Genomic DNA, 10,926 nt, shown 5'->3' with positions numbered 1-10,926 from the left:
AAAAAAAAATAAAAAAAGAGATTGTGTGTGTAAAGATTTATATGCTACCATGCATTGTCATGTTATCCCTGGGACAGGGGATGAGGAAATGAAAATGGAAAACGAACAAGAGAAGAATAGGAGAATAGAGGAAGTGTTGGTAGATATTCAAGATGATATTGGATACCATTTTGATTATACATCGGGAAAACATGATTGGATCATTATTGAATATCAGCATGACAAAGAGGGAGTTGGACTTCCGGCCAGTGTGTTTAATGTGCTGATAAGTAGCATGGAAAAAATAGGTTTGAGGTTCATTAAGATTTTTGTCTGTAGATGGAATGAAAGAACCTTGGATATAGTTTTTAGGGAAATAGTTCCTATGCATGGGGAGTAGAGGTAACATGTGTAATCATTGCTTAAAGGATTGTCAGTGTGCATGTGATCCCGAAGGGATTTACATGAACATGCAAAATGAGGAATGGTACTGTAGAAAATGTGGATGTCAGGTGGATTAAAATGCAGACAAAAATAGGAGAATGTAAAATATGCGGTGCACCCATATACAGTGAGACCTTCACGGAATTTTGTGTACCGATATGGTCTTGTGGGCATTTCCAACAACAGGTAAGTATACAGGTGAATTAAGGCACTGACGATGACCCCGTGGCTGGGGTCGAAACATCCCAAGGGATGTCTGCCGGCCAAGAGACCGGAATAGGTGAAATGAAAATGGAAAGCGAAAAAAGAAAAGGAATAGAGGACTACCTAAATTCAGGTGTCGAATTTTTGAGGGCATCCGATTGGGAATTTGGTGAGGAAAGAAAGTACAAAGTGATATCAGAGGAAGACAGGAACTTTGAGGATGGAATCAAACCCATGTTAATTCTGAAAGGTTTGGAAGGTCAAGAAGTTGGTATGGTTTTGAACCGGACAAATATTGGTTTTCTCAAGGATGAAGGATTTAAAACCTTTGATGAACTCTTTGGGAAATCTATAACCGTGAAAAGAGAGGAAAGACTGTTTGAAACAAAGTCCGGAAAGAGGAAAAATATTGGGCTGTTCATCGTGGGAATTAAATCCTAATCCCAATTTTTTATGGTGAAAGAATGAAAATAGATACAGGAATGATGGAAAAGAGGGTACATGTCCGCTTACGTACAGGTGGACAGTACACAGGCACAGTAAAACAACTTTCAAAGGGAACAGTACTGTTATACCTTGATAATGGAAGACAGGTTACGATACAATCAGGGATGATTGCATCCATGGAAGAATTAGAGGTGTCCAAAGTTGACAGATAAAATTGATAAGAGAGAGGAAAAACAGGAGGCAGCCCTTACAATCAGGTCACAATTGCAGAAAGCGTTTAAGGATGGAAAAAAGGTCAATATCTTTGCATCCGGGACATATAAAGGGGTCTCAGGGTACATTTCAGGGATTCAGCACGGTTCGATCACCTTGTCTTCGGAGACAGAGGACGGGGAAAGGTACAGTACTACCATGAGGATCATCGACATTAAAAGGGTGTCCGTATTTGAATGACAAGTATGGTAGCATGTTTGAGAGTCCCTGGAATGTTATACTTGTGGACGCATTGGAGAATAGGAATCGGGTATCCATACTTGTTGAAGGAACTTATAAACCCTACACAGGACACGTAACCGAGGTAAAAAAGGGTGTTTTAACCCTGAAAAATGAGTATTCTACAGAATATATCATGATAACAAATATAAAAGCGGTGAGAGTCTATGACTAGATTCTCACCAAAATTTAGAACATACAGTGAATGGAAAGCAGCCCACAATTACAAGAATGAGTACACAGAAAGAATACAAAGGGAGCATAAGAGTTATCCAAGGGCATCATTATCACAACTAAGAGGACATCATGGTAAACGGAAACCACTGGGTAAGTTGAAACCAAAAAAGCCCCCAGTGAAGAAATCAAAGAAGATGCAGATCGTGGTATCAGGAAATGTGGTAACAGATTCGAGAAGCCATACCGCTAAGAGTGTGTACAGTGAATTTTACATTAGAAGTACACGAGATAAAGAGAAAATAGCGGAACAGATCAATGATTATTTAAATGCAAAGGGTTTGATGATGTTCCCTGATCCAGATAGTGATAGCGACAAAACAATTACTATAAATTTTCGTGAGGAATTATATGGTAACAAGGGAAAGGTGATAAGTCAAAGCAAAGCGTATAATGATCTCTATGATAAGATCAATAGTGAATTGCACCCTGCAGGGCCCAAGAACAAGCCAGGGGTATCACATCATGGGGATAGGACAAAGGAATATGAGAGGAGAAAAGAGATGAGGAGAATACAAAGAGAAGAAAAGAAAAAGAGGTATGATAACAATGCAATATAAAGAGCTGTACATTGATATAGATCAGAATTTTAGACAATTCAAAAAATCCAGAACATTTGAGTACATCAAGGAGAACTGGAAATATGTAATTGATATTTTGTTGAAATATCAGGGAAAGGAATATTTGAACATTCTTCTTCCTTTATGGTATAGGAAATCATCATCAGGCAACGTGCACTTGAGATTGATTGTACCGTCTGAAATGTCAGTATTGGATCAGTTTAAGGTACGTGCATTACTGCACGATGATCCCTGGAGAATGGGAATTGACCTAAGAAGATTAGCCATCCAAGGTGAAGAAGAAATTAACAGAATCTTTGAGATGAAAGTTAAAAATGGTGTGGTCTATAAGGTTGGCCCTTGGATTGACATATCGGAGATGATGATTCAATGATTAATAAAATATTGAGTGTGTTGGCACTGGCTACTATTGGTGTCATTATGTGGGGCGAGTATATCCTTTTGCACGGATTCTTTGAATCTGCACTATCAGGTTCTGTTTCATACCTTGTTGCCTATATCATTGTATTTATCATGGTTTTTATCCTCTTTGCTTTTACAGATATAATTGTATTCACATTGTTATTTGGGGCTGCTATTGGTTTGTGGGAGATTGATTAACATGAACTATAGAGGATGGTATAAACAGTGTGGTGATGATACCTATGAGTGCCAAAAGTGTCATGATATCATTCCTTACCATGAGAGATTGAGGCACATTGGAAAACATAATTATAATGGTGATAAAAGATGAACGAAATAAAAGGAATGTATAAAGTGGAACGAGAGATTGCAGAAAAATTGGCTGTCATGATATTGGGTGGATTCCGATGGGATCGTACCAAGGAAGGTGAACAATACTGGCATGATGTGTACACGGCATTACAAAGGATAGCCAAAGAGGGCTATTAATGAGGAATCCAATAATCATCAAGGGAGATCAGGTTATCGCTGATTTCTCATTTTCATTTAATTTAAATTCCTTAAGAATGTTTAATGGATTCCCAAGACAAAGAAGATTTACTTTGCAGATGGAAGATTTACGATTCCAGTTCCAGTTCCAGTCATACTGTCATCATGATTCTGACTTACAGTTTTCACATCGCCATGGTTTCCCATCAAATTTAAAAGGATTGGGAAGGGGATTACCGGAAAGGATTTATGACATTGTTAACCATCCATTATCTTATATTTTACAATGTGAAAAATGCCATGAAGATTATGACCGTGAAACAAGGGAATGGAAAAACAGATACAAACATTGAAGATAATTTATATACTTTTAATCACTACTCATTTATGAGTAATTGTATTTTATGCAATGAAGAATTGAAATCACCATGTGAGGAGTTATTTGGAGTGTGCAAAAAGGATGCACCCAAGGTTAAACAGATTTTGAGTATGGCTATGAGTATGGGGGGATTCGGGAAATGAGTTTTGACAAGGCAGCATGGCAAAGGGAATATCGTAAGAAGAAAAAAGAAGAACAGGTCAAGAATGAAGATAACCCTGAATCTGATAAGATAGACGATCCCGATCTGTCCCTTGAAGAATCACCCAAGGAACAGGAACAAGAAGATAACAAAGACAATAAGAAGATTGTAAAGGAAGATATCAAAAAGCCCCCAGCGAAGAAGTCAAAGAAAAAAGGAACAGACCGGATTCCCCTGAATCCGGAAGCTTTTGCCAAGATGTCAGTGAGTATTGAAAAACTGACTTTACAGGTACACAAGGACAAGGAACTAAAGAACACTGAACAGGAATTTATAGAATCATCTTCAAAGCAACTTGCAGAATTGTATGAGATGCCTAAGATCATTGTTGTTGTCCAATATGTAATTTCTATGTTATTCCCACATTTGACAAGGGTTCTAAAAGCCCAAGCCGAAAAAATCGAATTGGAAAATGAATCCAGGAAGTTGGATCTAGAGGAGAAGAAACGAAAGGTTGAACAGGGACGCAAAGAAACCAAGCCATCAGAGGTTTATCAATCAATAGGTAGCGGTGTTTCAGATGGAAATTAACGTTACTGACATTTTCTGTATATTGGGAAAGAGAGGTTCAGGTAAAAGTGAAATCGCTAAACACTTTTTGAGGCAAATGGATAAATCAGAATATCCAATACTCATAATGGATGTCAATAGTGAATATTCCAAGAATGAATTTGAAAATGCGGTTATCTATAAGACGAAAGGACTTGAAGATTATTTTTCCGGATATGAGAGAAAAATATCCGCATTTATCGAATCAAACAATTCCGGTATGATTGTTTTTGAGGATGCTGACGTATTGATAAGTCAATCAAAACTACCAATGCCCATTTATGATCTCATAATCAGGGGAAGACACAAGGGCATGGGATGTATGTTCCTTTTTAGACGTGCAAACAATATCCATAAACAGTTACTGTATAATTCCCATCATATCTTCATTCCCAAGACAACGTTACCCAATGATGTCCAATATTTGGGAGAGTATATCCCTGACAGTGAGAAGATTATTCCACATCTTGAGAAGTATCAATTTTTCCAGTATGAATTTGATAGCGAGGAAAGATACATTGTCAAATTGAATTTACAAACTGATAGGCTGGAGATTGTACAATGAATTACAAGGAATTTTTATATCGTCAATCAGTGAAAAATTTAGATGGCCTGTTGATCCCAAAATGGATCAAGGGGATAGCAAAATCGAAATTGGATGATTATTTTAGTGATCCTAATAATGACATTGACCTGGAACTGAAATTCCAAGACCTGATTAAAGACCTGAAAGAAGTTATTTACCCATAATTAAGTATCTACTATTAATTTATCAATTACCAAGAAAATAGTAATCCTTATATAATCTACTGAAATATTAGTATTATGGTAAAAATAAGTCATAAATACAGTACCGTGAATATTGATAGTGATTGGGGGTCAACCATAGATATAACCCTGAAAAATACAGATTTAGTAACAGCATACGATTTAGTTATCGTGCCTGGAACTCTCAGCGGCGGAACAAGTCCGGCTTTTACTGACACTTATCTGAACCCGTTGGTTTCCTCTGTAAAAATCGAGGCCGATAACGAGACCATGGTTTCCGCAGATGTTCCACAACTCAATGAACTTCGCAGATTAGTAAGAAATGTATCAAGCATGGTTGGAACACAATTCAAGATTCCAATGACAGCCCTTGATTTCAGCAAGAAAACCTATATCAAAGAGACAGCATTTCCGAGTTACGCATTTGTCAATAACACCATGAAAGTTACCCTTCCACCGCTTTCCCAAGTAACGTCAGGATCACCAACTGGTACAACCGGTTCAACCCTGTATCTGACCGAGAGAGATATATCCAGATCAAGTGTGGATTTCAAGTTATTCAAATATAAAATGTTGAAAGTTGCGGCTACTTTGAGTATCACAGGCGATAATGACCTGACAAATTATTTGTCAACAGATGCATTTTACCAGGGACTTCTCCATTTTGCATACACAAGTCAGACAGCACCCATTTATTCAGCAAACGGCTCAAATTCCCTTATCAACTACATGGATTTAATTGTCAATAACAATATTTCGTTGTTTGAAGACTATTTTAACACGTTACAGTCAGACAATCAGTCAGAATATGGAAGAACACCGGACACAGGATTCGCACTTCAACAGTTCATGTCAGACGAAAATCCAAACGACCTTTTGAACCTGTCAAATCCAGTCCTGAACAAATCCATAAACCTGAAAGTCAATACATCAGAATCTGGATACCTTAGTACCCTTAAGATGGTGATGTTCTAATGGGATCAGGTAACTACTATCAGGGACAGTCAATATTTTCTTCCCTTTCTTCCATTTTCGGAACAACTACAAGTGGGAACACAACTCAACCAGTTCCAATGACTTCATCAATAGTTTCATCAACTGAAAGTTTCCTGAAAAAACAAGTTTTCGGGATTCCAGTGTATATCATAATCGTAATATCAATAATTGCTCTTATAATTGGGTTCATGGTGATAAAATGAGTACCTTGGAGATAATCTTAATTGTAGCGATAATTGCACTGGCAGTTCTGGTTCTGTTCTAAGGGGTATGATTTAAATGTCATGGCCTTTTAGCCAAATTGTGTCAGGTGCAGAGAGTATAGGGCACACTGTAGCAACAGGCGGTGCAGCCATAGCTCAGGGTATAGATTCTTCTGGATCAAAAATCTATTCTGGACTTGTTGGAGATGTAAATAATACAGTTTCAGGGATGAACAGTTCTCTTAAGAAAATTGAACAGGGAATAGGTGCTTATGGAAATGGTGTTTTCTCGGGAGTTGGTAACGATGCAAAAAGTTTAGGAAAGGTTATCAATTCCGGTGCTGGAGAGATTGTCAACGGAACAGTTGGATCAATCGAATCATTTTCAGGGATTGGAAGCGGGATATCATTACTTAAAACAAAATCTCACGCAGTTACATCTATGGGATCACCAAAGACAGTACCGACAAATCCATCAATTGTTACAAGCTCTGAGAGTCCGGTTGGCTTTCTTTCATATAAAATCCTTGGGATTCCAGTGTACATTATAATCATTGTAGCAATAATTGCTCTCATAGTTGGATTCATGGTGATAAAATGACGTGGCCATTTAGTCAAATAATATCAAGTATCGAGGGTGCAGGGAACGCAATAAGTTCAGGGGCATCCAGTCTATCCCAGGGCATCTCATCAGTTGGATCAGGGGTTTATAATGGGCTTGGCACAGCAGCCAATGATACAGCCGGTGCATTGACTGGGGCAGCTAATGCCGTTGGCAGTGCAGCAGGGTCAACATTTTCGAGTATAGGCAGTGGAATCGAAGGCGGTATCGGTGCGCTTGGTTCAGGTATTTCAAATTTCTTTGGTGGTATAGGGAATGATATGTGGGGCCCAATCAATAATTTCTTTTCTGGACTGCAGAAAGATTTATGGATCATAGTCATTGTAATTGTAGCAATAGCTATTATTGCCCTTGTAATTGCGATAAGGTGATATGAAATGTTTAATCCAAAAGTAAAAACAACAAGTTCCACATCAACGGTTTCATTTAGGAATACACAAGGATCATACTATGATATGATAATTTCCATTCAAAACCAAACAATAAACCAGTCCATATCAATAACCGATACAGAAGGAAACAATGTAACAGAAAATCCCATTACCCTTACAGTGCCGGCAAAAGTCATATTAAAGGATGTTCAGGTTGGTTCGATAACATTTTCCGATTCAAACAGTTACAATGTTATCATATCTTACATCGTAAAAACAACGGCATCCGGCATACCTTACATTGATATCGATTACCAGTCAGGATTTATCTATACACAGGAAACAGGAACACCAGTAACCGTATCCAATACCTTTACAGGGGATGTTGGTATAACAATGAGTCCACCATCAGGTAAAAAATGGATTTTAAGGAGTATCGTCATGAGATGGCAAGCCGGTGCAACAGGCACAGATACCCCTCAGGTGCAAATATATCCGAGTGGTGCGGTATCAACTGATGTATCGGAATCACTTAATCTATTATTTGCATCTGTTTCCACTACAGCGGACTATACGTATGTTGTCGATCTGGCAAAATATGTTCAATCACGATCTGCTACTGACATTGAAGGGGCAGAGGTAACAGAACAAATGGTTACTGGAGGATTTGAAGTATTTTCAAATGAACTGTTATCATTACTCATTGGAGGAGAATCTGCTACTGTAACCGCATACATCTCATACATCGAGGTGAATTTGGGATGACCGTAATTGTTCAACAACCAACAGACAGCAACGGAAACCCCCAGCCAATGGTTTACGATCAGGACACAGGGAAAATAATCGTTGATTCTAATGGATATGTAATCAATGGCGGTAAGAGACTGGTTAATGTCCCAACAAAAGCAGATTATGTCAGCACATTAAAGACACAGACATTAGGTATAATGGACGCAATAAATTATGTTTATTCACAGAATGGCGGAAAAATAAAAATTATGCCGGGATTTTATGACCTTACAAATGCACCCTTACTGGCAAACACTGATTCAACACGTTATTCCAAGATTATGTTTCCTTTTATAGCATATACAACTAAGCAAGTACCAATAATCATAGAAGGTTCTGGAACACAGGAACAACTTGGAGAATACTCTGAAAATGGAACAGTAATATATGACGGAACAACAACATTGACAGAGACATATCAATCTGTTATAGATGCGAACGGTTCAAGTTCAGCCGGTTTTAATGGTGTTGAAATATCTCTTTTAAACCTTGCAGTAGTTCCGTATTCAGGTGCTACGGGTATATCTGCAATAGATTTCAGCTATGATATGACATGTATATTTGATAATATATTCACTCAACCAAATCATATTGATACACCAGTTTCACCAGCAACAGGCATAAAGTTTCCGCAAATGGGATGCGAGATTTCTTATGCAGGTCTTATTAGTATTGGTGGATTTTATAACGGAATATTATCAGGAGAACACATGCATATCAATTACTTACAGATAGAAAGTTGTGTAAATGGAATAAGCACTAGCGATCTGACACATGATATGAATATAGTGCAAGCAGCTATAGGGGCATGTGAAATATCAATATATAACGCAAATACAAATTTAACTTCAATGCTTTGGATAGGGAAAATACAAGTAGCAGACAGAACATCACCATACGGTGGAACAGTAAAATACTATATACAAAACAATATTAATCCAGCATCTCCAATTTATATTGGTGTGTGGCACGAAGCCAGTAGTCCAGTACTTGCAAGTTTAAACATTGGAATAGCGAACAATAATGGCACAAATGTCTATGGCCTAATAAATATAGGCAAGGTATATCCTCAAGACTTTGTAGATACGACCTTAATAGCCAATCCCCCAGTCAGTGGAACAGTCTATCAGAACACCAATCCATATGGCATAAGATTAAAAATACCCATAACGTATAATCCATCAACATCAGCAGCGGCTACCCTTGCAACAGGGATATCATCCACATCCACTGTAACAACATCAACAAAGGTAAGCTTACCATCAGGATTAACAGCAGCAGACGGTCAAATCCTTACTTATGACATGGTAGTCCCAGCAGGATGGTATTATGAACTGGTAGTAACAAACGCTACCATTGGCACAGTGGAAGTGGAGGCGGTTTAAAATGACAGTTGAACAGGACATATCAGAACTGAAAACAGATATAAAATGGATCAAAGAATCCTTAAAAGAAATGAAACAAGCAAAGCAAATGAACAAAGGTTACCTGATCGGGTTAATTGGATCCATGATAATCTCATTTACCAGTATAATCATAGTGGTGTTAAAATGAACAAGCAATGGATCAGGAAAGCCATTCCAGAGAATCACAGGGGCAAACTTGAAAAATGGGCAAAGGAACACAATTTCATGGATGTTAACGGTGATATCAATCTCCGGAAAGCAATGGGATTCGCAAGGAAACACAATGAAAAGACAAGGGAGAAAGAGATCACCCTTGCACGAACATTAAAAAAGATGAGGCGAAAGTAATGGGATATCTACATGAAAAAAGAATGAAACAAGAACTGAACGAAGTAAAGAATAGGTTAGATGAAAGGATCACAAGACTTGAAAAGGCACTGGAAGAAGCATCCAAGCCCAGGGAAAACGAACCCGCAGAAAACAAGGTAAAAGAAGAAGTTAATAAGGTTAAAGAGGATATCAAGAAGGAGGTAGTATAAGAATGCCTAAATATAGTCTAACAAAAGTAGAATCAGCGATGGGGGCTGCCATAGTAGTTGGAGATTACCTGATAATGTCAGGTGATTCAATAAAAATGGCAATCGGTTATGCAGTGATGGCAGGGATAAGTGCATACTTCGGGAAACACTTTATCAGTAATGCCCTGGCATCAGAACAGGCCATTGTTCCAAAACCTTAAATATTCCAAATAAATATATTTTTGTGAAATGGATCGGTATTTTCTTCCTTGTCCACCGATCCATTATCACCTCCAATTTAATCATGCTAACCATAGTGCCATGATATAATCAATTATAATTATCAATGTAAGGCACGTAACAAAATCCAATTCTAAAAGAGTAACAAAATTTACATTCTGCCATACGGTTAGGTCTAGAAATTCAACAATAAAGGAAGCGGTCAACCACCTAACAAGAAATTTATATGCTTCTTTAGGTGCCATGTCATAATCGAGGCATTCGCATTTCTTACAGGGAAAGCGAGGGTCTATTGCTGTTTTGTCATCGTAAGCATGATCAACTGCTTCATGTCTACATTTGCATGCCATCAGAACCCAGCCTCCCTATACTGTTCAATGTAATCTATAAGATCATCAAGATCATAATCGAATAACGTGAGAAATTGAGAACCATAAAAACCTGAATATTCTATTACAACGAACCCATCATAATTTGTTATTTTCCATCTTGATTTAACTTCTTCTTTATCATCCATTTTCATTTCCTCATCCCCTGTCCCAGGGATAACATGACAATGCATGGTAGCATATAAATCTTTACACACACAATCTCTTTTTTTATTTTTTTTT

General features: G+C 37.8%; 21 protein-coding genes. 20 read left to right on the top strand and 1 reads right to left on the bottom strand.

Translation table 11 applies throughout. The features are described from left to right. The 20 genes from KIS29_10775 to KIS29_10680 all read left to right on the top strand — a co-directional run. On the top strand, positions 1-379 hold a 379-nt coding region (locus tag KIS29_10775; GenBank protein ID MBX8640808.1), incomplete at its 5' end, for a hypothetical protein. Between the two features lie 335 nt (positions 380-714). Continuing rightward, positions 715-1,068 carry a hypothetical protein gene (locus tag KIS29_10770; GenBank protein ID MBX8640807.1) on the top strand — a complete coding sequence of 118 codons (354 nt, stop codon included), beginning with the start codon at positions 715-717 and terminating at the stop codon, positions 1,066-1,068. A gap of 23 nt (positions 1,069-1,091) precedes the next feature. Continuing rightward, positions 1,092-1,286 carry a hypothetical protein gene (locus KIS29_10765; GenBank protein MBX8640806.1) on the top strand — a complete coding sequence of 65 codons (195 nt, stop codon included), beginning with the start codon at positions 1,092-1,094 and terminating at the stop codon, positions 1,284-1,286. Beyond that, the gene (locus KIS29_10760) at positions 1,276-1,527 is read left to right on the top strand and encodes a hypothetical protein (protein MBX8640805.1); all 252 of its coding nucleotides are present in this window, start codon (positions 1,276-1,278) and stop codon (positions 1,525-1,527) included. The genes KIS29_10765 and KIS29_10760 overlap by 11 nt, the downstream gene beginning before the upstream one ends. Next, positions 1,520-1,741 (top strand): hypothetical protein, encoded by a 222-nt coding sequence (locus KIS29_10755; GenBank protein ID MBX8640804.1) that lies wholly within the window; start codon positions 1,520-1,522, stop codon positions 1,739-1,741. The genes KIS29_10760 and KIS29_10755 overlap by 8 nt, the downstream gene beginning before the upstream one ends. Further along, complete coding sequence (locus KIS29_10750; protein ID MBX8640803.1) at positions 1,734-2,360, top strand: hypothetical protein; 627 nt, start codon at positions 1,734-1,736, stop codon at positions 2,358-2,360. The genes KIS29_10755 and KIS29_10750 overlap by 8 nt, the downstream gene beginning before the upstream one ends. After that, complete coding sequence (locus KIS29_10745) at positions 2,350-2,754, top strand: hypothetical protein (protein ID MBX8640802.1); 405 nt, start codon at positions 2,350-2,352, stop codon at positions 2,752-2,754. Before KIS29_10750 ends, KIS29_10745 begins: the two co-directional genes overlap by 11 nt. A 517-nt stretch (positions 2,755-3,271) precedes the next feature. Next, positions 3,272-3,625: a hypothetical protein gene (locus KIS29_10740; GenBank protein MBX8640801.1), complete on the top strand. Its 354-nt coding sequence runs from the start codon at positions 3,272-3,274 to the stop codon at positions 3,623-3,625. A 165-nt stretch (positions 3,626-3,790) separates the two neighbouring features. Continuing rightward, a complete protein-coding gene (locus tag KIS29_10735; GenBank protein ID MBX8640800.1) occupies positions 3,791-4,384 on the top strand; it encodes a hypothetical protein in 594 nt (197 codons plus the stop codon). Further along, a complete protein-coding gene (locus KIS29_10730) occupies positions 4,374-4,967 on the top strand; it encodes an ATP-binding protein (GenBank protein MBX8640799.1) in 594 nt (197 codons plus the stop codon). The genes KIS29_10735 and KIS29_10730 overlap by 11 nt, the downstream gene beginning before the upstream one ends. A 260-nt stretch (positions 4,968-5,227) precedes the next feature. Further along, a complete protein-coding gene (locus KIS29_10725) occupies positions 5,228-6,145 on the top strand; it encodes a hypothetical protein (GenBank protein ID MBX8640798.1) in 918 nt (305 codons plus the stop codon). Then, a complete protein-coding gene (locus KIS29_10720) occupies positions 6,145-6,369 on the top strand; it encodes a hypothetical protein (GenBank protein MBX8640797.1) in 225 nt (74 codons plus the stop codon). The genes KIS29_10725 and KIS29_10720 overlap by 1 nt, the downstream gene beginning before the upstream one ends. Positions 6,370-6,469: 100 nt before the next feature. Beyond that, complete coding sequence (locus KIS29_10715) at positions 6,470-6,970, top strand: hypothetical protein (GenBank protein ID MBX8640796.1); 501 nt, start codon at positions 6,470-6,472, stop codon at positions 6,968-6,970. Further along, positions 6,967-7,362 (top strand): hypothetical protein, encoded by a 396-nt coding sequence (locus tag KIS29_10710; GenBank protein ID MBX8640795.1) that lies wholly within the window; start codon positions 6,967-6,969, stop codon positions 7,360-7,362. Before KIS29_10715 ends, KIS29_10710 begins: the two co-directional genes overlap by 4 nt. A gap of 6 nt (positions 7,363-7,368) precedes the next feature. Continuing rightward, positions 7,369-8,127: a hypothetical protein gene (locus KIS29_10705; protein ID MBX8640794.1), complete on the top strand. Its 759-nt coding sequence runs from the start codon at positions 7,369-7,371 to the stop codon at positions 8,125-8,127. Then, the gene (locus KIS29_10700) at positions 8,124-9,536 is read left to right on the top strand and encodes a hypothetical protein (protein ID MBX8640793.1); all 1,413 of its coding nucleotides are present in this window, start codon (positions 8,124-8,126) and stop codon (positions 9,534-9,536) included. The genes KIS29_10705 and KIS29_10700 overlap by 4 nt, the downstream gene beginning before the upstream one ends. A 1-nt stretch (position 9,537) precedes the next feature. Next, complete coding sequence (locus KIS29_10695; protein ID MBX8640792.1) at positions 9,538-9,705, top strand: hypothetical protein; 168 nt, start codon at positions 9,538-9,540, stop codon at positions 9,703-9,705. Then, positions 9,702-9,905: a hypothetical protein gene (locus KIS29_10690; protein ID MBX8640791.1), complete on the top strand. Its 204-nt coding sequence runs from the start codon at positions 9,702-9,704 to the stop codon at positions 9,903-9,905. Before KIS29_10695 ends, KIS29_10690 begins: the two co-directional genes overlap by 4 nt. Further along, positions 9,905-10,096, top strand: a complete 192-nt coding sequence (locus tag KIS29_10685; protein MBX8640790.1) for a hypothetical protein — start codon at positions 9,905-9,907, stop codon at positions 10,094-10,096. The genes KIS29_10690 and KIS29_10685 overlap by 1 nt, the downstream gene beginning before the upstream one ends. Positions 10,097-10,098: 2 nt before the next feature. Further along, positions 10,099-10,296 carry a hypothetical protein gene (locus KIS29_10680; GenBank protein ID MBX8640789.1) on the top strand — a complete coding sequence of 66 codons (198 nt, stop codon included), beginning with the start codon at positions 10,099-10,101 and terminating at the stop codon, positions 10,294-10,296. 368 nt (positions 10,297-10,664) lie between these two features. Here KIS29_10680 and KIS29_10675 read toward each other — a convergent pair. After that, positions 10,665-10,926: hypothetical protein (locus tag KIS29_10675; protein MBX8640788.1), on the bottom strand; the 262-nt coding region annotated here is incomplete at its 5' end.

Origin of the sequence: Candidatus Sysuiplasma jiujiangense, assembly GCA_019721075.1 — an archaeon.
In the GTDB taxonomy this organism is placed as follows: Archaea; Thermoplasmatota; Thermoplasmata; order Sysuiplasmatales; family Sysuiplasmataceae; genus Sysuiplasma; species Sysuiplasma jiujiangense.
This window is presented reverse-complemented; position numbering and strand designations above follow the sequence as displayed.